General features: G+C 66.8%; 30 protein-coding genes. 6 read left to right on the forward strand and 24 right to left on the reverse strand.

Going from position 1 to position 23,376, the window contains the following annotated elements:
* The 4 genes from rlmN to pyrH all read right to left on the reverse strand — a co-directional run.
* Nucleotides 1-999 (reverse strand): 23S rRNA (adenine(2503)-C(2))-methyltransferase RlmN (rlmN, locus tag ACTIMF_RS01355; protein WP_442348472.1); only part of this gene is annotated, 999 nt, incomplete at its 3' end.
* 63 nt (nt 1,000-1,062) lie between these two features.
* Nucleotides 1,063-1,896, reverse strand: a complete 834-nt coding sequence (locus tag ACTIMF_RS01360; protein WP_442348473.1) for a phosphatidate cytidylyltransferase — start codon at nt 1,894-1,896, stop codon at nt 1,063-1,065.
* Nucleotides 1,893-2,450, reverse strand: coding sequence for a ribosome recycling factor (gene frr, locus ACTIMF_RS01365; RefSeq protein WP_442348474.1), 558 nt, complete (start codon nt 2,448-2,450; stop codon nt 1,893-1,895). The genes ACTIMF_RS01360 and frr overlap by 4 nt, the downstream gene beginning before the upstream one ends.
* A 32-nt stretch (nt 2,451-2,482) precedes the next feature.
* A complete protein-coding gene (gene pyrH / locus ACTIMF_RS01370) occupies nt 2,483-3,232 on the reverse strand; it encodes a UMP kinase (protein WP_442348475.1) in 750 nt (249 codons plus the stop codon).
* A gap of 194 nt (nt 3,233-3,426) precedes the next feature.
* Here pyrH and ACTIMF_RS01375 point away from each other — a divergent pair, with 194 nt between their 5' ends.
* Nucleotides 3,427-3,819 carry an ArsR/SmtB family transcription factor gene (locus ACTIMF_RS01375; RefSeq protein ID WP_442348476.1) on the forward strand — a complete coding sequence of 131 codons (393 nt, stop codon included), beginning with the start codon at nt 3,427-3,429 and terminating at the stop codon, nt 3,817-3,819.
* A 24-nt stretch (nt 3,820-3,843) separates the two neighbouring features.
* A complete protein-coding gene (locus tag ACTIMF_RS01380; protein ID WP_442348477.1) occupies nt 3,844-4,329 on the forward strand; it encodes an SRPBCC family protein in 486 nt (161 codons plus the stop codon).
* Between the two features lie 78 nt (nt 4,330-4,407).
* Here the strand turns inward: ACTIMF_RS01380 and tsf are convergent, their stop codons facing one another.
* Together tsf and rpsB are read right to left on the reverse strand one after the other, a co-directional pair.
* Nucleotides 4,408-5,232, reverse strand: a complete 825-nt coding sequence (gene tsf / locus ACTIMF_RS01385; protein WP_442348478.1) for a translation elongation factor Ts — start codon at nt 5,230-5,232, stop codon at nt 4,408-4,410.
* 118 nt (nt 5,233-5,350) lie between these two features.
* Nucleotides 5,351-6,211, reverse strand: coding sequence for a 30S ribosomal protein S2 (gene rpsB, locus ACTIMF_RS01390; RefSeq protein ID WP_442348479.1), 861 nt, complete (start codon nt 6,209-6,211; stop codon nt 5,351-5,353).
* A gap of 288 nt (nt 6,212-6,499) precedes the next feature.
* Between rpsB and ACTIMF_RS01395 the strand changes: the two genes are divergently transcribed.
* Complete coding sequence (locus ACTIMF_RS01395) at nt 6,500-7,084, forward strand: M23 family metallopeptidase (protein ID WP_442348480.1); 585 nt, start codon at nt 6,500-6,502, stop codon at nt 7,082-7,084.
* Here ACTIMF_RS01395 and ACTIMF_RS01400 read toward each other — a convergent pair.
* Together ACTIMF_RS01400 and ACTIMF_RS01405 are read right to left on the reverse strand one after the other, a co-directional pair.
* Nucleotides 7,032-7,937: a tyrosine recombinase XerC gene (locus ACTIMF_RS01400; protein WP_442348481.1), complete on the reverse strand. Its 906-nt coding sequence runs from the start codon at nt 7,935-7,937 to the stop codon at nt 7,032-7,034. The two genes, ACTIMF_RS01395 and ACTIMF_RS01400, sit on opposite strands and share 53 nt — an antisense overlap.
* 46 nt (nt 7,938-7,983) lie before the next feature.
* Complete coding sequence (locus ACTIMF_RS01405) at nt 7,984-8,787, reverse strand: siderophore-interacting protein (RefSeq protein ID WP_442348482.1); 804 nt, start codon at nt 8,785-8,787, stop codon at nt 7,984-7,986.
* An 89-nt stretch (nt 8,788-8,876) separates the two neighbouring features.
* On the opposite strand from ACTIMF_RS01405, the gene ACTIMF_RS01410 reads away from it, so the two are divergent.
* Both ACTIMF_RS01410 and ACTIMF_RS01415 read left to right on the forward strand, forming a co-directional pair.
* Nucleotides 8,877-9,455, forward strand: coding sequence for a hypothetical protein (locus ACTIMF_RS01410; RefSeq protein ID WP_442348483.1), 579 nt, complete (start codon nt 8,877-8,879; stop codon nt 9,453-9,455).
* Between the two features lie 24 nt (nt 9,456-9,479).
* On the forward strand, nt 9,480-9,779 hold the full coding sequence (locus tag ACTIMF_RS01415) for a DUF3592 domain-containing protein (protein ID WP_442348484.1): 300 nt from the start codon (nt 9,480-9,482) through the stop codon (nt 9,777-9,779).
* A gap of 24 nt (nt 9,780-9,803) precedes the next feature.
* Here ACTIMF_RS01415 and dprA read toward each other — a convergent pair whose 3' ends face one another.
* From dprA to rpsP, 12 genes are all read right to left on the reverse strand, one after another.
* Entirely contained in the window at nt 9,804-10,937 is a 1,134-nt protein-coding gene (dprA, locus tag ACTIMF_RS01420; protein WP_442348485.1) for a DNA-processing protein DprA, read from the reverse strand.
* On the reverse strand, nt 10,934-12,451 hold the full coding sequence (locus tag ACTIMF_RS01425) for a YifB family Mg chelatase-like AAA ATPase (protein ID WP_442348486.1): 1,518 nt from the start codon (nt 12,449-12,451) through the stop codon (nt 10,934-10,936). The genes dprA and ACTIMF_RS01425 overlap by 4 nt, the downstream gene beginning before the upstream one ends.
* Nucleotides 12,452-12,461: 10 nt before the next feature.
* On the reverse strand, nt 12,462-12,857 hold the full coding sequence (locus ACTIMF_RS01430; RefSeq protein WP_442348487.1) for a YraN family protein: 396 nt from the start codon (nt 12,855-12,857) through the stop codon (nt 12,462-12,464).
* A gap of 154 nt (nt 12,858-13,011) precedes the next feature.
* A complete protein-coding gene (locus ACTIMF_RS01435) occupies nt 13,012-13,323 on the reverse strand; it encodes a DUF2469 domain-containing protein (RefSeq protein WP_237009835.1) in 312 nt (103 codons plus the stop codon).
* The gene (locus tag ACTIMF_RS01440) at nt 13,320-13,982 is read right to left on the reverse strand and encodes a ribonuclease HII (RefSeq protein WP_442348488.1); all 663 of its coding nucleotides are present in this window, start codon (nt 13,980-13,982) and stop codon (nt 13,320-13,322) included. Before ACTIMF_RS01440 ends, ACTIMF_RS01435 begins: the two co-directional genes overlap by 4 nt.
* 56 nt (nt 13,983-14,038) lie before the next feature.
* Nucleotides 14,039-14,833 carry a signal peptidase I gene (gene lepB, locus ACTIMF_RS01445; RefSeq protein WP_442348489.1) on the reverse strand — a complete coding sequence of 265 codons (795 nt, stop codon included), beginning with the start codon at nt 14,831-14,833 and terminating at the stop codon, nt 14,039-14,041.
* A 90-nt stretch (nt 14,834-14,923) separates the two neighbouring features.
* The gene (gene rplS, locus ACTIMF_RS01450) at nt 14,924-15,265 is read right to left on the reverse strand and encodes a 50S ribosomal protein L19 (RefSeq protein ID WP_442348490.1); all 342 of its coding nucleotides are present in this window, start codon (nt 15,263-15,265) and stop codon (nt 14,924-14,926) included.
* A 206-nt stretch (nt 15,266-15,471) separates the two neighbouring features.
* Nucleotides 15,472-16,764 carry a hypothetical protein gene (locus ACTIMF_RS01455; protein WP_442348491.1) on the reverse strand — a complete coding sequence of 431 codons (1,293 nt, stop codon included), beginning with the start codon at nt 16,762-16,764 and terminating at the stop codon, nt 15,472-15,474.
* A gap of 95 nt (nt 16,765-16,859) precedes the next feature.
* Nucleotides 16,860-17,543 (reverse strand): tRNA (guanosine(37)-N1)-methyltransferase TrmD, encoded by a 684-nt coding sequence (trmD, locus tag ACTIMF_RS01460; protein WP_442348492.1) that lies wholly within the window; start codon nt 17,541-17,543, stop codon nt 16,860-16,862.
* A gap of 4 nt (nt 17,544-17,547) precedes the next feature.
* Nucleotides 17,548-18,084, reverse strand: a complete 537-nt coding sequence (gene rimM / locus ACTIMF_RS01465; RefSeq protein ID WP_442348493.1) for a ribosome maturation factor RimM — start codon at nt 18,082-18,084, stop codon at nt 17,548-17,550.
* A gap of 12 nt (nt 18,085-18,096) precedes the next feature.
* Nucleotides 18,097-18,339, reverse strand: coding sequence for an RNA-binding protein (locus ACTIMF_RS01470; RefSeq protein ID WP_237009830.1), 243 nt, complete (start codon nt 18,337-18,339; stop codon nt 18,097-18,099).
* The gene (gene rpsP, locus ACTIMF_RS01475) at nt 18,336-18,833 is read right to left on the reverse strand and encodes a 30S ribosomal protein S16 (protein ID WP_442348494.1); all 498 of its coding nucleotides are present in this window, start codon (nt 18,831-18,833) and stop codon (nt 18,336-18,338) included. Before rpsP ends, ACTIMF_RS01470 begins: the two co-directional genes overlap by 4 nt.
* A 304-nt stretch (nt 18,834-19,137) precedes the next feature.
* On the opposite strand from rpsP, the gene ACTIMF_RS01480 reads away from it, so the two are divergent.
* Complete coding sequence (locus tag ACTIMF_RS01480) at nt 19,138-19,794, forward strand: hypothetical protein (RefSeq protein ID WP_442348495.1); 657 nt, start codon at nt 19,138-19,140, stop codon at nt 19,792-19,794.
* A 5-nt stretch (nt 19,795-19,799) separates the two neighbouring features.
* Here ACTIMF_RS01480 and ACTIMF_RS01485 read toward each other — a convergent pair whose 3' ends face one another.
* The 4 genes from ACTIMF_RS01485 to ACTIMF_RS01500 all read right to left on the reverse strand — a co-directional run.
* The gene (locus tag ACTIMF_RS01485) at nt 19,800-20,870 is read right to left on the reverse strand and encodes an amidohydrolase family protein (RefSeq protein ID WP_442348496.1); all 1,071 of its coding nucleotides are present in this window, start codon (nt 20,868-20,870) and stop codon (nt 19,800-19,802) included.
* Between the two features lie 11 nt (nt 20,871-20,881).
* On the reverse strand, nt 20,882-22,456 hold the full coding sequence (gene ffh, locus ACTIMF_RS01490; RefSeq protein ID WP_442348497.1) for a signal recognition particle protein: 1,575 nt from the start codon (nt 22,454-22,456) through the stop codon (nt 20,882-20,884).
* Nucleotides 22,457-22,498: 42 nt separating this feature from the next.
* Nucleotides 22,499-22,903, reverse strand: a complete 405-nt coding sequence (locus ACTIMF_RS01495) for a DUF2752 domain-containing protein (RefSeq protein ID WP_442348498.1) — start codon at nt 22,901-22,903, stop codon at nt 22,499-22,501.
* A 3-nt stretch (nt 22,904-22,906) separates the two neighbouring features.
* Nucleotides 22,907-23,376, reverse strand: a 470-nt coding sequence (locus tag ACTIMF_RS01500) for an NINE protein (RefSeq protein ID WP_442348499.1), incomplete at its 5' end; no start/stop codon positions are given.

Consider the following 23,376-nt stretch of genomic DNA (forward strand, 5'->3'; position numbering starts at 1 on the left):
GGCCTCGACCGGCTTCGGGCTCGCGTCCCATTCGGACCCCGGAGTCGGGTTGAGCGGGATGACGTTGACATGCGCGAGCCCGCCGAGCTTGTGCCGGAGCTTCTCACCGAGCAGGTCGGCGCGCCACGGCTGATCGTTGACGTCTCGGATCAGCGCGTACTCGATCGAGACGCGACGACCCGTCTGGTCGGCGTAGTAGCGGGCGGCGTCGAGCACCTCGGTCACCGACCACCGATTGTTGACCGGCACCAACGTGTCGCGGAGTTCGTCGTCTGGTGTGTGCAGGGAGACCGCCAGTGTCACGGCCAGCCCCTCGTCGGCCAGCCGTCGGATCGCAGGCGCCAGGCCGACGGTCGACACCGTGACGTGACGCGCCGAGATGCCGAACCCGTCCGGGGCGGGCCGGGTGATCTTGCGAACAGCGTCCACCACTCGCCTGTAGTTCGCGAGCGGCTCACCCATACCCATGAACACGACGTTGGACAGTCGTCCCGGCTTACCCATGTCGCCGTCGCGAACTGCCTTGGCCGCGGCGCGCACCTGGTCGACGATCTCCGCCGTCGACAGGTTGCGGTCCAGCCCGCCCTGTCCGGTGGCGCAGAACGGACAGGCCATGCCGCAGCCGGCCTGCGACGAGATGCACAGCGTGTCCCGGTCGGTGTAGCGCATGAGGACCGACTCCAAGAGCGTCCCGTCGTGTAGCCGCCACAGCGTCTTGCGGGTGCTGCCGTCGTCGACCTGCTCGTGCCGCACGGGCGTCATGAGAGTCGGGAACAGTGCTCGCCCGACTTCCTCGCGCTTGGCCGCTGGAACGTCGGTCATCTCGGCTACGTCGCCGGTCAGCCGACCGTAGTACTGTTTCGCGAGTTGATTCGCGCGGAACTTAGGAAACCCCAGATCGGTCACCGCTTTGATTCGCCCGGCTTCGTCGAGATCGGCGAAATGAGTGGGCGGACGCCCGCGTTTGGGCGCGTCGAAGACCAGCGGCAGAGACGTCATACCGCCATTCTCGCACGGCGCACGCACATGCCCCGCCTCGCGCGGGGTGGGCTGCGCGCACGATCACATGAGGACCGTCAGCACCGCCCAGGTGACAAGCGCCGACGGGAGCAACGAGTCGAGGCGATCCATGATGCCGCCGTGGCCCGGGAGCAGCGTGCCCATGTCCTTGATGCCGAGGTCGCGCTTGACCTGCGACTCGACGAGGTCTCCCGTGGTCGCGACGATCACCATCAGCGGCCCGAGCGCGACTCCAACCCACCAGTCGGTGTCGAGTAAGAACAGCGCGCACAACACCGCGCCGACCGTCCCGACGACGAGTGAGCCGACGAACCCTTCCCACGATTTCTTCGGGCTGATCGCGGGAGCCATCGGATGCTTTCCGAGCAGGACGCCTGCCGCGTAGCCCCCGACGTCCGAGCAGACCACCACGATCAGGAGCGTGAGCACCCGGAAGTTGCCCTGGTCCTGCGCCACCATCTCGGCGCCGAACGTCGCCAGCATCGGCAGCCAGGCCAACACCAGGACAGACAGCGAGACGTCGCGGACGTAGTTCTGCGGAGCGTTCGACAGCCCCTGGGCGAACAGTTTCCACACCATCAGAACGAGCACGGTCGCCGCGAACGCGACGAACGACGCCTCGATCCCCCACGGCCACGAGACCCAGATGGTGACCTGTCCACCGACGAGGAGTGGCCAGACCGGCACCCCGTAGTCGCCGTCATGCAGACGTTTGCAGACCTCCCACGTCGCGACGCCCAAGGCGACGGAGACGATGCCGTACCAGGCCATCGGCACCAACACCAGGACCGCGATCAGTACGGCGCCGAGGCCGGCCCCCACCGCGATCGCCGCGGGGAGGTTGCGGCCGGCCTTGGACGTCGTCGGGGTCGTCATACCTCGAGTAGCTCGGCTTCCTTGTTCTTCACGAGCTCGTCGACAGCATCCGTGTACGTATGCGTGGTCTTGTCGAGTTCCTTCTCCGCTCGGGAGACCTCGTCCTCGCCGGCCTCGCCGTCCTTCTGGATGCGTTTGAGCTCGTCAACGGCTTTGCGTCGTACGTTGCGGATGGAGACCTTCGCGTCCTCTCCCTTGCCGCGCGCTTGCTTACCAAGGTCCCTGCGACGCTCTTCGGTGAGCTGCGGGATCGCGACGCGGATGACGTTGCCGTCGTTCGTCGGGTTGACTCCGAGGTCGGAGTTGCGGATCGCGGTCTCGATATCACGCATCAACGACGCCTCGTACGGCTTGATCACGACCAAGCGGGGCTCGGGCGTGTTGATGCCCGCGACCTGCGTGATCGGGGTCATCGCACCGTAGTAGTCGACGACGATCCTGTTGAACATCGCCGGGTTGGCGCGGCCGGTCCGGATGGATGCCATGTCGTCACGTGCGACGTTGACGGCCTTCTCCATCTTCTCCTCGGCGTCGAGCAGAGCTTCGTCGATCATGTCGATGTCCTTAATCTTGTTGAGAAGAGTTTCTAGGCGGTCGGTTCGGTACTGACGAGCGTCCCGATCGTCTCGCCCGCGACCGCGCGTGCGATATTGCCCCGTTCGAGGAGGTTGAACACGAGGAGCGGCATGTTGTTGTCCATACAGAGGCTGAACGCCGTCGCGTCGGCCACCTTGAGTTCCTTCTCGATCACCTCGCGATGGGTGGTCTCGTGGAAGAGTTCGGCGTTCGGGTTGGTGCGCGGATCGTCGGAATAGACCCCGTCCACACCCTTCGCGAGCATGACGACCTCTGCCTTGATCTCGAGTGCACGCTGGGCCGCGGTCGTATCGGTGGAGAAGTACGGCATACCCATGCCCGCACCGAAGATCACCACGCGTCCCTTCTCCAGATGCCGCACGGCTCGCAACGGGAGGTACGGCTCGGCCACCTGGCCCATCGTGATCGCCGACTGCACTCGGGTGATGATGCCGCGCTTCTCCAAGAAGTCTTGCAGCGCAAGGCAGTTCATCACAGTCCCAAGCATTCCCATGTAGTCCGACCGGGCACGGTCGAGACCGCGCTGCTGCAACTCGGCACCCCGGAAGAAGTTGCCACCGCCGATGACGATGCCGACCTGCACGCCGTCGGCCACGACCTCGGCGATCTGGTCGGCGACAGCCGCCACGACGTCCGGGTCGAGACCGACCCTGCCGCCTCCGAACATCTCACCACCGAGCTTGAGAAGCACTCGTCGGTAGCCGCCGTTTGGCGCACCGGCCGGAGACTGAGCAGTCATCAATCCTCTTCCACCTCGACGTCATGGTCCCGGCAGCATCCAGCGCCGCCGAAACCGATCCCACTCATCTTAGAAGAAGGCTCGTCGATTACGCCGACCGGCCGCGAACCGGGTGTCGGCGCAGCCGGAGGATTGACGCGTGCCGTGCCACCTGCCATAGTTAAGTAATTGCTTACTTAAGGAGTTGCTTACGCATGGACGGGATAGATCCGCTGAGCGCAACCTTCCAAGCCCTCGGCGACCCGACCAGGCGTCAGATCCTCGAGCGCCTCGCCCGCGGACCGGCGACGGTGTCCGTCATCGCCGAACCACTGGCGATGAGCCGACCCGCAGTTACGCAGCATCTGAATGTGCTCGAGCACGCCGGGCTCATCGTCCGCACCAGACATGGCCGCTGGCGCACCTGCGAGATGCGCGAGGAACCGCTCACGCACGCGCAGGCGTGGGTCGCCAAGCATCGAGGCATCTGGCTCGAACGGTTCGCCCGACTCGAAGCGACGCTCGAAGCCCTCGAGAGTCCGACGACCGGCCCCGAGCAGGCCACTACGGAAGCACCGACCACCGGTGACACAACCGACTACCGGTGACACAAGGGAGAAGGAGTAGAGAACATGAACGCCGACACCGACACTGAGAAGCAGTTCACCATCGACTACCGATTCAACGCCTCACGCCGACGCGTCTGGGAGGCGTGGACCGACCCGAGCGTCGCCGTGCTCTGGTGGCATCCACACGACGTCGCCGTCAAAGACGGCTCACTGCACATCGACCTCCGCGAAGGCGGCTCGTACGGATACACGATGGTGATCCCCGACGGAACCGAGTATCCGACAGTCGGGACTTACACGAAGATCGCTGAGCCGGAGCTGCTGCAGTTCACGTGGGGCGCCGACTCCGCGTCGCCAACCGCCGAAACCGTTGACGAGGATCCGCCGCTGATCACGGTGGAACTCAGCGAACGCGCCGACGGAACGTGCGATATGCGATTCCACGTGCAGGGCATCGCAGACGACCGTGGGGATGAGCACAGCATGTACGGCGGCTGGGTCGAGGCATTCGAGGAGCTGACCACGGCATTCGAGCACATCAACCGGTGAGAACGGCGAGAGCCCGCCACCCCGTCCAAGGGGTGCCGGGCTCTCGCCGTGTTTGAAACGGTCAGCGACCAGACCTGATCAGGCCTGTCCGACCTCGAAGCGGCTGAACGCGACGACGGCGGCTCCCGCCTCGTCGAGGATCGCCTTGACGGTCTTCTTCGAGTCGGTGACCGACGGCTGGTCCACGAGGACGACGTCCTTGAAGAAACCGTTGACGCGACCTTCGACGATCTTCGGCAGCGCCTGCTCGGGCTTGCCTTCGGCCTTCGCGGTCTCCTCGGCGATACGGCGCTCGCCCTCGACGATGTCCGCGGGGACCTCTTCGCGGCTGGTGTACTTCGCCTTCAGCGCTGCGACCTGCATGGCGGCGCCGCGAGCGGCCTCCGCGGCGGTGTCGCCCTCACCGGTGTACGAGACCAGGACACCGACCGACGGCGGCAGGTCCGATGCACGCTTGTGCAGGTAGACGGCGACGGGGCCGTCGTACGATGCGACGCGCTGCAGGACCAGCTTCTCGCCGATCTTGGCCGACAGAGCTTCGACGGCCTCAGCGACAGTGCCGTCGCCGAGCTTGGCTGCCGACAACTCGGCGACGTCATTGGTCCGCAGTTCGACTGCAGCACTGAGGACATCGTCGGCGAGCTTCTGGAACTCGTCGTTCTTGGCGACGAAGTCGGTCTCGCTGTTCAGCTCGACCATGACGCCGTCACGCGCGGCGACAAGACCCTCGGCGGTGGAGCGCTCCGCGCGCTTGCCGACGTCCTTAGCGCCCTTGATGCGCAGCTCTTCGACGGCCTTGTCGAAGTCACCGTCGTTGTTGGCCAGTGCGTTCTTGCAGTCGAGCATGCCCGAACCGGTCATTTCGCGCAGACGCTTGACGTCCGCCGCGGTGTAGTTCGCCATATGAGGCGATCCTCCTTCTTAGGATTCTTCGGTGTGACTAGTCGGCCCGCCGCATAGTCGCTGCCCGCGATACATCTACCGGCAGCGCCTATGCGGCCACTGACTATGCGGCCACTGACTATTCTGCGGCAGGAGCGGCCGGAGCGTCGGCCGAAGCCGCAGCAGCCTCGGCCGGAGCAGCCTGCGCGGCGGGCGTCTCGGCCGGAGCGGAAGCCTCGGCGAGCAGATCCTGCTCCCACTCGGCGAGCGGCTCGGCGCCTGCCTCGGGCTTCGCGTCGCCCGAACCCTGGCCTGCACGCGCCTGCACGCCCTCGGCGACGGCCGAGGCGATGACGCGGGTCAACAGAGCCGCGCTACGGATGGCGTCGTCGTTGGCCGGGATCGGGTAGTCGACGACATCGGGGTCGCAGTTGGTGTCGAGAATCGCGATGACCGGGATGTTCAGCTTGCGCGCCTCACCGACGGCGATGTGCTCCTTGTTGGTGTCGACAACCCACACGGCCGAGGGAACCTTGGCCATGTCGCGAATGCCGCCGAGGGTGCGGACGAGCTTGTTCTTCTCACGCGTGAGCATGAGGATTTCCTTCTTGGTGCGACCCTCGAAGCCACCGGTCTGCTCCATGGCCTCAAGCTCCTTCATACGCTGAAGGCGCTTGTGCACGGTCTGGAAGTTGGTGAGCATGCCACCGAGCCAACGCTGGTTCACGTACGGCATGCCGACGCGAGTCGCCTCTGCGGCGATCGACTCCTGCGCCTGCTTCTTGGTGCCGACAAACAGGATGGTGCCACCGTGAGCGACGGTCTCCTTGACGAACTCGTAGGCACGGTCGATGTACGACAGCGTCTGCTGCAGGTCGATGATGTAGATGCCGTTGCGGTCAGTGAAGATGAAGCGCTTCATCTTCGGATTCCACCGACGGGTCTGGTGACCGAAGTGTGCGCCGCTGTCCAGCAGCTGCTTCATGGTTACGACAGCCATGAATGTGTCCTCTCTTGCAGTTTGCCGTCCTCCCCCAAGCCGGGTTCGGACCCTGGCGCCCGCAATCGCCTGCACCCGAACCGATTTCACAGCTCAGGACCGCGCAGGACGACCGATGGACCTCTTGCTTTCGCGAGAGATCCGCGCGGACGCGCGAAGTCACCCAGGGCATACCCGAGTGCGTCGGAAAGACTACTCCGACGCGGCGCGACCAGGCAAATCAGTGCAGTTCGCAGTAGGTGCGGCGAGTCGGGGAACCGCGGAAGGACCCGGCGCGTCCTACCTTGTATGAGATCGCTCCGTCCCATTGCCGGAATACGCCGTCTCGCTTTCGCGTGGATCCTGACCGTCGCGTGCCTTCTGTCCGCCCTGCCGTTCGGGTCCATTGCAACGTCGACGCCCGGCTCCGCTTACGACTGGCCGTTGACACCGCGACCTCAGGTCGTCCGGCCTTTCGACCCACCGGCGCAACGGTGGCAGGGCGGTCACCGCGGTGTGGACCTGGCAGCCGGCGCCGACGTCGCCGTCCTCGCGGCGCGAGCGGGCACGGTGAACTTCGCAGGGCGCGTCGCAGGCCGACCTACGGTCTCGGTGATGCATGCCGACGGCATCCTCACCACGTACGAACCTGTGCTCGCCCGGGTGAAGCGCGGAGACCACGTCGGACGCGGCGAGGTGATCGGGCTGCTCGTCGCCGGACACGACGGGTGCCAGGCATCGGCGTGCCTGCACTGGGGCGCTCGACGCGGGCGCGGGCACGAAGCCGTCTACCTCGACCCGCTCGGGTTGCTCGGTGTGCTGCACGTCCGGTTGAAACCGCTCACGCCCGCGGATGCGCCTGGTCGTGCACGGCCCGCAGTCGCTCCACGCTGACGTGTGTGTAGAGCTGCGTCGTCGCCAACGACGAATGACCGAGGAGTTCCTGGACGACGCGAAGGTCCGCTCCGCCCTCCAACAGGTGCGTGGCCGCACTGTGTCGCAGCCCGTGCGGACCGACCGAGGAGCCGTCTCCGTCGTCGGTGGCGCGGTGGACCACGCTGCGCGCCATCCGTTGGTCCAGCCTGCGCCCTTTGACTCCGACGAGCAGCGCCTCACCGGACTCCGCCGTGGCCAACGCCGGTCGACCCGTGCGCAGCCACGCGGTGAGCGCCTTCTCGGCGGGCCTGCCGAACGGTACCGACCGCTGCTTGTCTCCCTTACCGATCACGCGGACCACGCGCCGACCGGAATCGACGTCACCGAGGTCCAGCCCGCATAGCTCGCCGACCCGGATGCCGCACGAGTAGAGGAGTTCGACGATCAGCCGGTTGCGGATGGCGACGGGATCTACCGGCTCGCGATGAGCGGGATCGGAATCGGCCGCAGCGTCGACCGCTGCGGCCGCCGACTCCGGATCGAGGACGTGCGGAAGGACTCGATGCGACTTCGGCGCCTGCAGTCGCGCGGCCACATCGGTCTCGACGATCTGTTCGCGGACGGCCCACGCGCAGAACGTCTTCGCCGACGACACACGCCGTGCGATCGACGTTCTGGCCGCACCCCGCCGAGTGTGTTCGGCGAGCCATGCACGAAGGAGCGCGAGGTCGACGTCGGTGAGTTCGACTCCGCGGGCCCCCGCGAAACTGATCAGTCCGCGCACATCACCGACGTACGCGCGCACCGTGTGCTCACTGCGCGCCTTCTCGTGGCGCAGGTGATCGGCGAATGCGCCTAGGACGTCAGCCATGACGCCCAGAGTAGGCCAGCGGCGGCCGAGATCGTGGGAGCAGTCCTCAGGCGTTCGACCAGGCCGCTTCGTCCGCCTCGATCACGGACTTCTGGTCAGCCTTCCACTGGCGGAATCCGTCCTCGGTCCGCCCGCGCCGCCAGTACCCGGAAATCGAGGCGCGCCCCTTGCTCACGCCGCGTTCCTTGCGAACGTACGGGCGGAGATTCTTCATGACGGCCTGAGCCTCGCCGTGGATGAATACGTGCGGCTCGCCGTCGAGCCACTCGGCGGCCTTCACCGCGGCGACGATCGGCGCATTGTCGCCCGCGACCTCATCAGGCGCGTCGTCCGATCCGTATCCGCGGTGGATCCAGGTGATCTCGGCGCCGTCCGGGGCGGACAGCTCGATCTCGTCCTCGGGTCCGGCTACCTCGATGAAGACTTTCGCGACGGCGTCGGACGGCAGTGTCGCGAGGGCCGCGGCCACAGCGGGCAGGCCGGCCTCGTCGCAGACCAACAGATGCCACGGGGCTGCCGGGTCGGGACGGTAACCGCCGCCCGGACCGAAGAAGGAGATCGTCTCGCCCGGCTGTACGCGTGCCGCCCACGGCCCGGCGATCCCTTCGTCGCCGTGGACGACGAAGTCGACGGCGATCTCGCGCGCCACCGGGTCGTGTGACCGCACCGTGTAGGTACGCAGCACCGGCTCGTCGCGGCCCGGCTGCGCGAACTGCAACTTGACGTACATGTCGGTGTCATCGGTCGCCTGGAAGTCGTCGAATCCCGGATCGCCGAACCAGATCCGACGCATGTGCGTCGTCAGCTCCTCGCTGCGTAGCACCGTCATAGTGTTCTGTCGCTTCGCCATTGCGGAGCACCTCCTTCTTAGGCAATCCTAACGAATTGCGCTCACACGCGTCTGGTCGGGCCGCGCGGTGGCGGTGTACAACTCTCACTATGCCTGGTGCGAGAGCGTCGATAACGCGGACCCGAGTGGTCGGGGCGGCGGCCGCCCTGTGCGCCGTCACGATCGCCGCGTGTTCAGTCGACGACGGCGCTCCCGCGGGCGTGAGTGTCGAACTGCGATCCTCGCCCGACCGCGGCGCCGTCGGTGCAGTCCCTCGGCTGACCGTGACGGTGCGCAACGACTCCGACTCTCCGTGTGCGGTGCCCGAGCACGGTATCGGCAGCGCGATCGTCACGTCGGTGACACGTGACGGGACGGACGTCGCTTCGTCGTCCCGATCGATTCCCACCTTCGCGCCCCCGATCGACGCCGTCCGAGCCTCCCTCACCGCGTTGGCGGCAGGCGACCGGCTCGCACTGGACGTGCAGACGGCCACCGGTCCGCCTGCAATCGAGAGCCATCGAATCGGGGAGGACGGTACGTTAATGCGGACCACATGGCCGATCACCGAGCGAGGCGTATACCGGATCTCAGCTGTGCTCGCGACGCCGCCGAACGCGGCGCGCGACGATCGCCCGCCGCTGTGCACACCGACCGAGCCGTCGACGACGACGTTCACCGTGCGGTGAAGGCCACAGATGAGAGGGGCAGGGATGATCGACGTTCTGGTCGGGTGGCGGCGTCGTCGTGCCGAGCGCGTCCGCAGCGTCGCACTCACCGGCCCCCGCGCACGGGCCAAGGTGATCGCGGTCAGCCGATCGACGGGCAGCAACGTCCACAACGATTACGTCGTCACGCTCTGCTTCACCGACTCCCATGGCGTCGATCGCAAGCACAAGGCGATGACTCGCGCGCACAAACCCTTCGTGGGCAGCAAGCACTGGATCCGGTACGACCCCGAGCATCCGAATCGGAAGTCCACCCGGTTCGTCGAGTGGGAGCACCGGCGGTGAGTCGGTCGCGGCGCGGGATGGCCGTCACCGCCGCAACCGCCACAGCCCGCCGTCTTCGTCGACCAGACCCACGACATCAAGAGCAGCGAGCGCACGACGCACCGCGTCGACGGCAATTCCTGCGCTGAAAGAGATCTCGTCGATGGACATCGACTCGTGCGCGGGCAGCGCCTCGACGACTCGGAACTGGTCGGTCGGCAGCCCGTCGGTGTCGCGGGCCGGTGCTGTGCCGCGTGCGTCCTCACCGTCGGGCGCGACCAGCGATGCGATACCGTCGACGTCGGCCACCAGCGTCGCCTGACCGTCGGCGATCATCGCGTGCGCCCCGACCGACGTCGCACTCGTAACCGCTCCGGGTACCGCGCCCAACGGTCTGCCGAGTCGAGTGGCCCACGCTGCGGTGTTGGCCGCTCCGGACCGCCGTCCCGCTTCCACGACGACCGTCGCACCGGACAGGGCGGCCACGAGTCTGTTGCGAGTGAGGAACCGGTGCTTGGCCGCAGTCGTGCCGGGCGCGTACTCGGACACGATCAGACCGCGTGCCGCGATCTCGTGCAGGAGTCGAGCGTGGCCGGTCGGATAGTCACGGTCGATCCCGCATGCGAGCACCGCGACGGTGAGACCACCGGCGGCCAACGAACCGCGGTGCGCGGCCCCGTCGATCCCGTACGCTCCGCCGGATACGACGGCTCTCCCCTGGCCGACCAACCCCGCGGCGAGTTGCCCTGCGACGTATTCGCCGTACGAGGACGCAGCTCGCGAACCCACGAGAGCGACGGCCGTGTCGCTCGTCGACGCCAACGTTCGGGGACCTCGCACCCACAGCGCGAGCGGGCCACCGCCGCGGGCGGCCGTCGACGCACGATCCAGGACCGACAACGACCAGCCCGGCCATTCCTCGTCATCGGGAGTCACGAGTCGCGCGCCGATCCGATCCGCCGTGTCGAGGTCGTGGTCGGACGTGTCCCTCGCGTAGCGGGCTTCGGTCGCGGCGAGCGCGGCGAGGTGCCCTGCGGGAGCCTTCCGGTCACGTACGGCCGCGGCTGCGTCGACGGCCCCGACCGCCGATACGAGCGCGATGACCGAAGCCGACGGCGGCTCGGCGACTGCCGCGAGGTATGCCCACGCCTTACGTTCGGCGTCGTTCATCTCGGTCATCGTCCGATCCCCCGATCTCGGTACATCAAAGCTTGCGTGACGTCGTCGGTGTCTGGGCGTTCGCTACCGCGCAGGTCGGCGAGTGTCCACGAAAGACGCAGTGCGCGATCGGCACCGCGTGCGGTGATCCGGCCCTGCCCGAGGAAGGCTTCGATGGGCCGCATCGCTTCGGGCGCAAGGCGATACCGCCGCCGCAGGGCGCTGCCAGGCACTTCGGAGTTGGTCAGCCATCCGTGCTCGACCCACCTCTCGCGCGCTGCGCCGCGCGCCTGTGCCACTCGCGCCGCGACGACCGCCGTCGACTCCCCCTGCTCGGTCATCAACGCGGTGTTTCCCGGTGGTTCCATCTGGACCCGGATGTCGATCCGATCCATCAACGGCCCGGACAGCTTCCCCAGGTACCGGCGTCGGACGATGGACGTGCATACGCAGTCGACGTCGTTGGCGGGCGCGCACGGGCACGGATTCGCTGCCAGGACCAGCTGAAATCGCGCCGGATATGACGCCGTACCATCGCGGCGGGACACGCGGACCACCCCGTCTTCGAGTGGCTGCCGTAGCGAGTCGAGGACCTTCGCACCCATCTCCGCGCACTCGTCGAGGAACAGCACTCCGCGGTGGGCCCGCGACACAGCGCCTGGTCTGGCCATCCCCGTCCCGCCGCCGAGCATCGAGGTGATGCTCGCGCTGTGGTGCGGTGCGATGAACGGCGGTGTCTCGATGAGCGGACGGTGGGCCGGCAGCATCCCGGCCACCGAATGGATCGCCGTCACTTCGAGCGACTCGTCGTGGCCTAGCGGCGGAAGAATGCCCGGCAGCCGACAGGCGAGCATCGTCTTCCCGATTCCCGGCGGGCCCGTCATGAGAACGTGATGTGCCCCTGCAGCGGCGACTTCGAGTGCGTGCCGAGCCGCGGGCTGCCCGACGACGTCGGTCATATCCGGAACCGGCGCAGGCGCGGGCCCCTCCGCGTCGTGGGCCACCGTGTCGAGAGCCCGATCCCCTGCGAGCCATGCGACGACGTCGGACAGCGAGTCGGCTCCACCGATGTCGAGTCCGTCGACAAGAGTCGCCTCGCGCACGTTCCCAATCGGAACCACTGCGCGCCGGAATCCCGCATCGCGGGCCCCGAGGAGCAACGGGAGAACGCCGCGGACCGGACGTACTCGTCCGTCGAGAGCCAGTTCGCCGATCAGGACGGTCTCACCGAGAAGCGTGGTCTGAGCCTGACCGGTGGCGATCAGCACGGCGATCGCCATCGGTAGGTCAAAGCCCGCACCGGACTTCGGAAGGTTTGCCGGAGCCAGCGCGACGACGATCTTCTTCTCCGGGAACTTGGCGCCGCTGTTGCCGATCGCCGCACGCACCCGATCCTTCGCTTCGCGCAGCGACGTATCGGCGCTCCCGCTGATGGTGAATCCGGGGAGCCCGTTGCTGAGGTTAGCTTGGATCTCGATGACGTCGGCGGCGAACGCGTTGAGACCCACCGAGTGGACCCGCCCCAAGCCGCTCATGGTCGCGTACTCACTCGATGACGTCGGCGTGGTGTACCAACGTCGCACGTTCGAGGTCTTCGGGATCGGCTAGATCGAGTCGGATCGATACGACGTCGAACCGGATCACCGGCCAGTACCGATCTTGTTCGGACAGCCACTGTCGGGCGACCAGGCGCATAGTCCGCAATTTATGCGGGGTGACCGCCGCGACCGGGTCGCTGAACGTCCGACTCGCCCGTGCCTTCACCTCGACGATCACGAGCGTTGATCCGTCGGCGGCGAGCAGATCGAGTTCGCCGTACCGAGTCCGCCAGTTACGGTCCAGGACCTCCCAGCCGAGGCCTGCGATGTACTCGGCAGCAACGTCTTCGCCCAGCCGACCGATTTGTCTGCGCCGGTCCGGGCGCTTCGTCGTGTCCCCCATGCACACACAATGGCCGACGCCACGGACGTGCAACACCCGGTTTCGAGCGGATCCGCCTATCTGTGGAGAACGCAGCGGCTGTCCACAGATTCACCTGGGCCGACGCACGCCCCGCCGAATCGGACGCTGCCGGACACATCGGCCAGAGGGGCGGTCACGGCTCGTCAGGTAGCCGCAGTTCCGCACGCTCGAGTTCTTCGACGTTGACGTCCTTGAAAGTCACCACGCGCACCTGTTTGACGAATCGGGCCGGGCGGTACATGTCCCACACCCACGCGTCGGTCATGTGGATCTCGAAGTACACTTCACCGTCATTGCTGCGCGGGATGAGATCGACGCCGTTCGCGAGGTAGAAGCGACGTTCGGTCTCCACGACGTAGGTGAACTGACCGACGATGTCCTTGTACTCCTTGTACAGCGACAGCTCCATCTCGGCTTCGTACTTCTCGAGATCTTCAGCGCTCATCGTGCAAGCCTATCGCGGACGTTTCGATACGAGAGCCGGTGCTCGATCGACGGACCGAGCGCGTCGAGTCGCGACATGTGGTTGGCCGTGCTGTACCCCTTGTGAACTGCGAAATCATAGCCAGGAACCACCTCGTCGAGGCCGACCATGATTCGGTCACGTGTCACCTTCGCCAGGACGGACGCGGCGGCGATGCACGCGGCTGTCGCGTCTCCGCCGATCACCGGGAGCGACGGTGCGGGCAGACCCGGAACCTGGAACCCGTCGGACAGCACGTAACCGGGGCGCACGTCCAGACCCGCGACGGCACGCCGCATCCCCTCGATGTTCGCCACGTGCACGCCGATCCGGTCGACTTCGGCGGCGGGCACCACAACGACGCTGTGGCTGACAGCGTGCCGGTGCACCGCGTCGAACAACCGCTCGCGGGTCGCCTCGGAGAGTCGTTTGGAGTCGTCGAGGTCGGCGAGCGATTTGAGTTGTGTCGGGCCGAGCACGCATGCCGCGACCACCAGCGGGCCCGCGCACGCCCCACGCCCGGCCTCGTCGACGCCCGCCACCGGTCCCAGCCGGTGCCGCGCAAGAGTGAACTCGAGCGTTCGCAGCGACGCGGCCTTACGGACCGGCGAACGTGGCGGCCAACGATCAGAACGAGTCATCGTGCGTGAGGTCATCTGGCGAGTGGGTCTCTGGGATCGGACGGTTATCGCGTGGATCAGCTCTGCGGGTCGTGGTCGCCCACGCCGCCGATCCGCGAGAACGGGAACAGGATGAAGCGGACCTTGCCGCGGATGTCGTCGACCGGCACCGTGCCGTGGTACTGGTCTTCCTGGTGGAAGCGGGAGTCGGCGGAACTCGACCGGTTATCGCCCATGACCCACACGTTGCCGTCGGGAACCGTGACCGGCCCGAAGTCGTCGCCGTAGCAGGACCCGCCGCCGAGGACGCCTTCGGTGGACGTGGTGGTGTCGGCCTGCAGGCTCTTGTCGATGTACGGCTCGTCGAGCGGCTTCCCGTTGACGGTGACGCCCTTGCCGTCGGCGTTGTGGCACTCGACCTTCTGACCACCGGTCGCGACCACACGCTTCACGAGATTGTTCTCGTCGGGCGGTGACAGCGCGACCCACGACAGGACGTCCTGGATCTTGTGGACCACCGGATTGGACGATCGCGGCGACTGCCAGGTCCCGTCCCACGACTCCGACGGAGCCTTGAACACGACGACATCGCCGGGCTGCGGCTCACCGAACCGGTAGGCCATCTTGTCGATCACGATGTGGTCGTTGCTGCATCCGTAACACCCGTGGAGCGTCGACTCCATCGACTCCGATGGCACGACGTACTGGCGGAACAGGAACTGTGTGAATACGAACATCAAGACCAGGACGATCGCGACGACGATCACGATCTCCTTGACGATCTTGCCGAACCCCGACGACTTCGCTTCGTCGTCTGCGGCATCGCCGTCTTTGATCACGAACTTCGGCTCGTCGTCGGTGCTGTCATTCACTCGGACAGCCTAGCGGCTCCACCTGTGAGACAGAGAAAGACCCCGACCACTGCGAGGGCAGAGTCGGGGTCTTTCTCCAAGCGCGTGGGATCAGCGCTTCTCTTTGATCTTGGCAGCCTTGCCGCGCAGGTCGCGCAGGTAGTACAGCTTGGCGCGACGCACGTCGCCGCGGGTCAGGACGTCGATCTTGGCGATGTTCGGGCTGTGCACCGGAAAGGTGCGCTCCACGCCGACACCGAACGAGACCTTGCGAACGGTGAAGGTCTCACGCACGCCGCCGCCCTGGCGACGGATCACAACACCCTTGAACACCTGGACGCGCTCCTTGGAGCCCTCAATGACCTTGACGTGCACGTCAAGGGTGTCGCCGGCGGCGAATTCGGGGACGTCGTCGCGCAGCGACTGCTTGTCGAGGAAGTCGAGGGTGTTCATGTCTGGATCCGTTTCGTTCGGCTGGACAGAGGAACCTGGCGGCCCTGCTCGCAGGAGGCCTGCAGCGGGTTCGACCGGTTCGTGCCCGAATCATTGGTCTTCGTGCGCTGAGCACGACAGACAGGTCGGCACAGGCAGCCTGGTACATTCTGCCAGAAGACCGCCCGCAGACGAAATCGTCGCCATTGCACGTCGTCGGCCCCGGGTCACAGGGTGGGGTCGAGTTTCTGGTCCACCTCACCGCGAACGCTTCCGTCGGCCGCACCGTCCGCCATCACGAGAGCGACGTCCTCCTGCTCGACGGGCGGCGGCAGGACGGCCGGGCTGACCAGCGGGGCCGTGCCGAGAATCAGTTCGCCCTCCCTCGCCGAGCGGAGATAGTCGACACCGGTGCGTTCCTCGTCGTCCTTTCGGCGCACCGCGCCCGGCCCCATCGCTGGACTCGCGCCCGCCGAGGCCCGCGACGCCGCCGATGCCGCAGTCGCGGCCGACGACTGCGCTGCCGCGGACGCCCCGGAGATGCTCGGTCGGGGTGTTCCCACCACCTGGGACTGAGCGGTTCCGGGCGCCACCGATGGAGACGGCGTCGCACCGAGCGCGGGTATCGGCACTCCGGCCACGATCGTGCCCGGCGTACGCGGCGTGGTGAGCGAGAGCCCTACTTCGCCTCGCGGCGTGGCCGAGACCGTGCGGGCAGATGTACCGGCCACGGCGCCCGACGGGGCGGGCCCTCCCGGGCCTGATCCCGTCGGGCCTGATCCCGTCGGGCCTGATGCCGTCGGCCCCGGTCCCGTCCCGCCGGTGGCCGTGCGAGACGGCGCCTGCCCCGAGTTCGGCACGGGTTCGACCCGAGACGCGGGCGCAGTCGACGGACTCGCCGCTGGCTGCCGCCCGGCCTGCTCCGGACCGGGTGCGCCGAATGCAGTGGTCCCGGAATCATTCAACGGGCTCTCACCCGACGTCTGGAAAGTACTCGTTCCCGATGCCGTACTCGTCGTACCGGCTGCTGACGTCGGGTCGGACGTCGTGTCCGGCCCGCCTACGCGTGTGGATCTTGGATTCGGAGTGCCCTGATCGGCGATCCCGGCGGTGCTCGACGACATCGGAATGTTGTAGCTGCCCGCCATCATGGCGTGCACAGCCGACTGCGCAGCGATCCGTATCTCGGGCGTGCGGGTCGCGCCGGTGAGGCTGGCGATCCGCTCACGCTGCGCGATGCTCGCCGTCAGAGCGCCCGCCGCTGCATCGAGCGCACCCGCTCCGGTCTCCAAGCCTGTGACCGAGGTCTGCACGTGCGTCCCGAGCGCCACCCCGCTCACTGTCGATGCGTCCGCCGCGGTGCCCGAGAGCACACTCGGCGACGCGAACACGGTGGCGAGCCGCTCGCCGACGGCTTTGGCTGCGGCAACGATGCGACGGATCTCGGCGGCGTCGCCTGCCGCCGCACCGGCATCCATGGAGTCGATGCGCGCGAGAGTCTGCTCGATGTCGGTCCACACGGTGCCCACATCAGGTCAGACGCATCGCACCCGGCTTCGGTTCCATGACACCCCGACGATTCTCCCGCTGAGGGTCACCACTGCGGTCAAGTGCGCTACTCGTCAGGTAGTAGGTCGGGTCGACGTTCCCTCGTGCGTACCAGCGACTGCTCGCGCCGCCACTGGGCCACCTTGCCGTGGTCGCCCGACAGCAGGACCGACGGTACTTCGAGGTCGCGCCAGCGCTTCGGACGCGTGTAACTCGGTCCTTCAAGAAGACCGTCGGAGAACGAGTCGTCCTGGTGCGACTGTGGGTTCCCGATGACACCGGGGATCAGCCGCGTTGTGGCCTCGACCATCGCGAGGACCGCGACTTCCCCACCGATGAGGACGAAATCACCGAGCGACACCTCTTCGACGCAGACGCGGCGCGCGGCGTCGTCGAATACTCGCTGGTCGATACCCTCGTACCGTCCGCAAGCGAAGACGAGATGGTCCTGGGCACTCCACCGCTGCGCGGTCTCCTGGGTGAACGGTCGCCCGGCAGGCGTCGGGACCACGAGCAGCGCGTTGTCCGGGCACACCGCATCCAGCGCCTCACCCCATACCTGCGGTTTCATCACCATTCCGGGCCCGCCGCCGTACGGGGCGTCATCGACGCTGTGGTGCACGTCGTACGTCCACTGCCGCAGGTCGTGGACACCGAACTCGAGGAGTCCGGCATCGACGGCCTTACCCAACAGCGCAGCCTTCAGCGGCTCCAGGTATTCGGGGAAGATCGTGACGACGTCGATCCGCACGCGGTCAGTCCCGTTCCGAGACTGCCGCGTCGAGGTCGAGGAGGCCGTCGGGTGGATCGATCTCGATCCGGTCGGGAGCAACTGACGGCACCATCGCGCGGACGAAGGGCACGAGTACTTCCCGCTGATCGGCGGTGCGGACGGAGAGGACGTCACCGCCCGGCAGGTGAAGAATTGATTCGAGGACGCCCACGTCGACACCGTCGACGGTCACCACCCTGGCGCCTTCGAGTTCATGATCGTAGAACTCGTCCGGATCGTCTCCTGAGTCGACGTCCGCCGCATCGACGACGAACAACGTACCGCGCAGCGCATCGGCTGCGGTGCGGTCAGAGACCCCCTGCAACGACAGCAACAGCCGCCCGGAATGATTCCGGGCGGCTGTCACCGTGTATTCAGTCGATCCAGCGCCTTTGGCAGCACGCCCAATCAGGCGCGCGCCGACGGCGAACCGGGTCTGCGGGTCGTCGGTGCGAACGTCGACGACGATCTCTCCGCGAACACCGTGCGTCTTGACGACGCGACCGACGACCAGATCCATCGAACAGTCTCGTCAGCGATCGGTGTCGACGATGTCGACACGCATCCCGCGTCCGCCGATTCCGGTGACGAGGGTGCGCAGCGCGGTCGCGGTGCGGCCGTTGCGGCCGATCACTTTGCCGAGGTCTTCGGGGCTCACATGAACCTCGACCATCCGGCCACGACGACCGGTGATCAAATCCACGCGAACGTCATCGGGGTTCGCGACGATTCCGCGAACCAGATGCTCTACCGCGTCAGCGACGACAGTGCTCACGCCTGTGCCTTGTCCTCGCCGGACGTCTCTTCGGTGGCCTTCTCTTCAGTGGCCTTCTCTTCAGCGGGCGCCTCGGCGGCTGCGTCGTCGGCCTTCTCCTCGGCCTTCTTCGCCTTCTTCTTCGCGGTGGTGGCCGCGGCAGCGGGCTCGTTCTCGGCTGCGGCGAGCGCGGCGTTGAACAGGTCGAGCTTCGACGTCTTCTCGGCGGCGGTCTTGAGCGTGCCCTCGGCGCCCGGGAGACCCTTGTGCTTCTGCCAGTCACCGGTCACCTTGAGGATCGCGGCGACGGGTTCGGTCGGCTGTGCGCCGACGCTCAGCCAGTACTGAGCGCGCTCCGAGTCGACCTCGATCAGCGACGGCTCTTCCTTCGGCTGGTACTTGCCGATGGTCTCGATGACGCGGCCGTTGCGGCGGGTACGCGCGTCGGCGACGACGATGCGGTACTGGGGGTTGCGAATCTTGCCCAGTCGGGTCAGCTTGATCTTGACAGCCATGTAGGCGTCTCCTTGTGTCACAGCGCAATTCAGCGACCCGACGATTGTCGACGAGCCCGGTTTTGCGATCTCTTACGGGGTGACCGTCGGTCGGCCGTGGCCGGTTCCGACGAACCAGCGTTGAATTCTGCCAGAGTCGGGGCTCGTACCCAAACCGGATCGTCCTCACGACGCGGCGTGAACGTCGCCGACTCGGCTCTCACATGCGCGAATCCCGCCTCGCCGACCGCTCCCGGTAGCGTTGCACCGAACATCGGTGCTTCGACATAGGGTGCCGCACAAAGATCCGGAGACCTACGAGCCTATGCTGCACGCCTTGTCGTTCGCATTCGTCGACTCGATCAACGTCCTGCTGATCGGTGTCCTCGTCGCCCTCGCGATCATGGCCGCACCCGGTCAGTACCGACGGATCTCTCCCCTGCTGTTGCTCGGCGACTGGCTCGGCGTCCTCGTTTTGGCCCTGGTCGTCCTGGTGGCCTTCGATGGACTGCAATCGATCGTCGACGCGGTGATCTCGTCGCCGCTGTTCGGCATTCTGCTGATCTTGACGGCCGTGCTGACCGCGGTCCTCACGTGGCGCGGCGGCGACTCGTCGGAGCTGGTGGATCGGATCCTCACGCCTCTGCGAAGCCCTTCGCCGTTGACCGTGCTGGTCGGATTCACCCTCGGTGTCATCCAGTCGGCGACCTCTGTCCCGTTCTATGCGGGACTGGCCGTGCTGTCGGCCAGCGACGTCGACACGCTGCATCGGTATCTAGGTCTGTTCCTGTATGCGACCGCCGCGTTGAGCCTTCCACTGCTCGCCGGGCTCGCCCTGGTTGTGGTCCGCGCCCGACCGCACTCGTGGATCGGGCGCGTGTTCGCCCGTGCACGGACCAACCGCGATCAAGTCACCCGCTGGTCGGGCTGGTTGGTCACCGTGCTGCTCTTGGCGATCGGCGTCGCCCAGATCGTGTCCTGACCTCGCTACGCGACCTTCTCGCCCGAGCACACGATGTGGACGGGTCGACGAAGGGTGGACAGGTCCTGCCCGGGGTCCGCGTCAAGCACCAGGAAGTCGGCGCGCGCACCCTCCTCGATACCTGCGACCCCCAACCACTTGCGAGGCGCGGTGGAGGCCGCGGCCACGGATGCCGAGGCCGAGAGCCCGATCCTGGTCAACGCGTCGATCTCATCGACGATCCGGCCGTGCTCGATGGTGCCACCGGCATCGGTGCCCGCGTAGATTCGCACGCCCGCCTCACGCGCCTTCCCGATCACATCGCGACCGCGCGCGTGCAGGGACCTCATGTTCGCTTGATAGACCGGGTATTTGTCGGCACCGTCGGCGATCTCCGGGAAGGTGTCCAACTGGATGAGCGTGGGCACCAGCGCGATGTCGCGTCGCACCATCTCGTCGATGAGGTCTTCGTCGAGTCCGCTGCCGTGCTCAATGGAGTCGAAGCCCGCTCCGATGATGTCGGGCAGCGCGTCGGACCCGAAGACGTGCGCGGTGATGCGGGCGCCGTTCTCGTGGGCGGCCGCCACGGCGGCCTCGAGCTGTCTGCGAGTCCACAGCGGACTCAGATCGCCTACGCTGCGATCGATCCAGTCCCCGACGAGTTTGACCCACCCGTCACCCGCCTTCGCTTGTGTCGCCACCTCGTCGGCGAGCGAGTCGGGATCATCGAGTTCGACGCCGTAGTTGCGTAGGTATCGTTTCGGGCGCGCGATGTGCATGCCGGCACGCAGGAACTGCGGACAGCGGGGGTCGAGGTCGAGCGGGTGGGTGTCGACCGGCGATCCGACTTCGCGGATCAGTAGCGTCCCTGCACGCACGTCCCGGTAGGCCAGCCCGCGCGCCTGGTCGATGGTCACGCCTAGCCCCGGAGCGATCCCCACGTGATTGTGGGCGTCGACGAGACCGGGAACGATCCAGCCGCCGTCGACGGCGGTCTGCGCACCAGCGATCTCGGTCATCGAGATCACGCCGTCGGCGACCCAGAACTCCAGTGGTCGGCCGGTGAACGGATCGGTGCCCGCGAAGCGCTGCGGCACTGCTCAGACTCCTATTTCTTCGGGAACTTCAGTTCGTCGAGGTCGATGCCTTCCAGTCCGGGAGGCAACTGGTCGAGTCCAGGCGGCATGTTCGACAGGTCCATGCCCGCAGGCAGGCCCATCCCGGGCGGCATCCCCGGGAATCCGCCGCCGCGCATCCCCTTCGGGGGCGTCGGTCCGCGACCCTTGCCTTTCCCCTTCTTACCCTTCTTGCCCTTGCGGTTGTTCTTGCGCTGGTTGCCGCCCATGCCCATCCGTCCGGACATCTGCGACATCATCTTGCGGGCCGAGAAGAAGCGGTCGACGAGCTGGTTGATATCGCTGACCGTGACGCCCGATCCTTTGGCGATACGGATGCGACGTGACGCGTTGATGATCTTCGGGTTCGCACGCTCTTCGGGAGTCATGCCGCGGATGATCGCCTGGATCTTGTCGAGCTGCTTGTCGTCGACCTGCGACAGAGCATCCTTCATGTCGCCCGCACCCGGGAGCATGCCGAGAAGGTTCCCGATCGGTCCCATCTTGCGGATCATCAGCATCTGCTGCAGGAAGTCGTCCAGGGTCAGTTCGCCTTGGCTGATCTTCTCCGCAGTGCGCTGGGCGTCGGCTTCGTCGAAGTGCTGTTCGGCCTGTTCGATCAGGGACAGGACGTCGCCCATGCCAAGGATGCGACTCGCCATGCGGTCCGGGTGGAAGACGTCGAAGTCTTCGAGCTTCTCACCGGTCGACGCGAACATGATCGGTCGGCCGGTGATCTCGCGCACCGAGAGCGCGGCGCCCCCGCGAGCATCGCCGTCGAGCTTCGTCAGGACCACGCCTGTGAAGTCGACGCCCTCGGCGAACGCCTGCGCTGTCGCGACCGCATCCTGACCGATCATCGCGTCGAGGACGAAGAGCACTTCGTCAGGGTTCGTCGCGTCGCGGATGTCCGACGCCTGCTTCATCAGTTCGGCGTCGATGCCGAGCCGGCCCGCCGTGTCGATGATGACGACGTCGTGGTGCCGTGATCGTGCCTCGTCGAGCCCGGCCTGTGCGACGGCGACGGCCGCCTGCGAGCCGTCGACTCCGAGGTCTCCCTCGCCGCCGACGGAAGTGCCCGCGTGCGGCGCGAAGACGGGGACACCCGCGCGCTCGCCGACGATCTGCAACTGCTGAACGGCGCCGGGCCGCTGCAGGTCACATGCGACGAGCAGCGGGGTGTGGCCCTGATCGGCGAGCCAATGCGCCAGCTTGCCCGCGAGCGTCGTCTTACCGGCGCCCTGCAGGCCCGCGAGCATGATCACCGTCGGCGGGGTCTTCGCCAACTGGATGCGGCGAGTCTCGCCGCCGAGGATGCCCACCAGCTCCTCGTTGACGACCTTGACGATCTGTTGTGCCGGGTTCAGTGCCGCAGAGACTTCAGCACCCTTCGCCCGCTCCTTGATCCGCGCGATGAAGGCGCGGACGACGGGCAGCGACACGTCGGCCTCGAGCAGTGCTAGCCGGATCTCCCGGGCGGTCGCGTCGATGTCGGCGTCGGTCAGTCGACCTTTGCCGCGCAAGTCCTTCAGCGCACCAGTCAACCGGTCAGAGAGGGATTCGAACATGTCCCCATCTTTCCACGTCCGAGGCGAACGGCGGCGGCTGCCTCACCCCGTGACGAACATCCGAGCGATCGCATACGCCATCCACACGCCGACCGCGAGCACGACGACGGGATGCTTTACGGCCTGTCCCAAAGCGGGAGGGCCACAGCCGCGTGCGCGTCGCACCACCATGACGACTGCGGACACCACGGCGAGTGCGACGACGAACGGGCCGAACGCGTGGGCCGTCACTGCTGCGGTGAGCTCGCCGTGCATCGTGTAGACGAATGCACGCGTCAGACCGCAGCCCGGGCACGGCAGCCCGGTGAGATGCCGGAACGGACAGATCACCGGACCGTTCTCGACCACGGACACCGGAACGCACCCCGCCGCGACGACCGCTGCCGCACCCAGGGAGGCCAACATCGTCGATTCGGCGACGCGCACCGTTCCGATTCGGTACCCCATGACTTAGCGCAGGGCTCGACCGTCCGAGTCCGGGACGTTGCGCATCGCGATCAGAACCAGGTCGATGAGCGACCAGATACCACAGCCACCCAGCGTGAGCAGCTTGGCTACGCCGAGGCCGGAGTACCCGAGGTAGAACCGGTCGACGCCGAGGCCGCCGAGGAACAGCGACAGCAGCAGTGCGGTCATCCATTCCTTGTCTGAGAAGACGCCGGGCAGCGACGACGCCGGCTGGTACTGCTGGCCGGTGGACGACCGAACGCCGTCCTCGGGCTTGAGTTGGCGAGCGCTCGCCATCTGAGCAAGGGTCGGGATGTCGAACGGCCCCTGCTCTTGGTCGAAGGTGCGGAGGTAGAAGGTTCCGCCTGCGTACTGAGGCTGACCTCCGGGGAATTGCGGGCCACCGGGATACTGGGGACCACCGGGATACTGGGGACCACCGGGATACTGGGGACCACCGGGATACTGGGGAC

The sequence above is a fragment of the Gordonia sp. (in: high G+C Gram-positive bacteria) genome, assembly GCF_052106715.1.
Classification (GTDB): domain Bacteria; phylum Actinomycetota; class Actinomycetes; order Mycobacteriales; family Mycobacteriaceae; genus Gordonia.

Coding starts and splice junctions, on each gene's coding strand:
- pyrH (WP_442348475.1), bottom strand. CDS start 3,232: ATGACTGCTCAGTCTCCGGCCGGTGCGCCAAACGGCGGCTACCGACGA.
- frr (WP_442348474.1), bottom strand. CDS start 2,450: ATGATCGACGAAGCTCTGCTCGACGCCGAGGAGAAGATGGAGAAGGCC.
- ACTIMF_RS01495 (WP_442348498.1), bottom strand. CDS start 22,903: ATGGGGTACCGAATCGGAACGGTGCGCGTCGCCGAATCGACGATGTTG.
- ACTIMF_RS01415 (WP_442348484.1), top strand. CDS start 9,480: ATGATCGACGTTCTGGTCGGGTGGCGGCGTCGTCGTGCCGAGCGCGTC.
- ACTIMF_RS01375 (WP_442348476.1), top strand. CDS start 3,427: ATGGACGGGATAGATCCGCTGAGCGCAACCTTCCAAGCCCTCGGCGAC.
- rpsB (WP_442348479.1), bottom strand. CDS start 6,211: ATGGCTGTCGTAACCATGAAGCAGCTGCTGGACAGCGGCGCACACTTC.
- ACTIMF_RS01380 (WP_442348477.1), top strand. CDS start 3,844: ATGAACGCCGACACCGACACTGAGAAGCAGTTCACCATCGACTACCGA.
- ACTIMF_RS01425 (WP_442348486.1), bottom strand. CDS start 12,451: ATGAGCGGCTTGGGGCGGGTCCACTCGGTGGGTCTCAACGCGTTCGCC.
- dprA (WP_442348485.1), bottom strand. CDS start 10,937: ATGACCGAGATGAACGACGCCGAACGTAAGGCGTGGGCATACCTCGCG.
- ACTIMF_RS01435 (WP_237009835.1), bottom strand. CDS start 13,323: ATGAGCGCTGAAGATCTCGAGAAGTACGAAGCCGAGATGGAGCTGTCG.
- ACTIMF_RS01405 (WP_442348482.1), bottom strand. CDS start 8,787: ATGGCGAAGCGACAGAACACTATGACGGTGCTACGCAGCGAGGAGCTG.
- ACTIMF_RS01395 (WP_442348480.1), top strand. CDS start 6,500: ATGAGATCGCTCCGTCCCATTGCCGGAATACGCCGTCTCGCTTTCGCG.
- ffh (WP_442348497.1), bottom strand. CDS start 22,456: ATGTTCGAATCCCTCTCTGACCGGTTGACTGGTGCGCTGAAGGACTTG.
- ACTIMF_RS01430 (WP_442348487.1), bottom strand. CDS start 12,857: ATGGGGGACACGACGAAGCGCCCGGACCGGCGCAGACAAATCGGTCGG.
- rimM (WP_442348493.1), bottom strand. CDS start 18,084: ATGGATCTGGTCGTCGGTCGCGTCGTCAAGACGCACGGTGTTCGCGGA.
- ACTIMF_RS01410 (WP_442348483.1), top strand. CDS start 8,877: ATGCCTGGTGCGAGAGCGTCGATAACGCGGACCCGAGTGGTCGGGGCG.
- ACTIMF_RS01360 (WP_442348473.1), bottom strand. CDS start 1,896: ATGACGACCCCGACGACGTCCAAGGCCGGCCGCAACCTCCCCGCGGCG.
- rpsP (WP_442348494.1), bottom strand. CDS start 18,833: ATGGCTGTCAAGATCAAGCTGACCCGACTGGGCAAGATTCGCAACCCC.
- ACTIMF_RS01400 (WP_442348481.1), bottom strand. CDS start 7,937: ATGGCTGACGTCCTAGGCGCATTCGCCGATCACCTGCGCCACGAGAAG.
- tsf (WP_442348478.1), bottom strand. CDS start 5,232: ATGGCGAACTACACCGCGGCGGACGTCAAGCGTCTGCGCGAAATGACC.
- ACTIMF_RS01440 (WP_442348488.1), bottom strand. CDS start 13,982: ATGACTCGTTCTGATCGTTGGCCGCCACGTTCGCCGGTCCGTAAGGCC.
- rplS (WP_442348490.1), bottom strand. CDS start 15,265: ATGAACACCCTCGACTTCCTCGACAAGCAGTCGCTGCGCGACGACGTC.
- ACTIMF_RS01480 (WP_442348495.1), top strand. CDS start 19,138: ATGCTGCACGCCTTGTCGTTCGCATTCGTCGACTCGATCAACGTCCTG.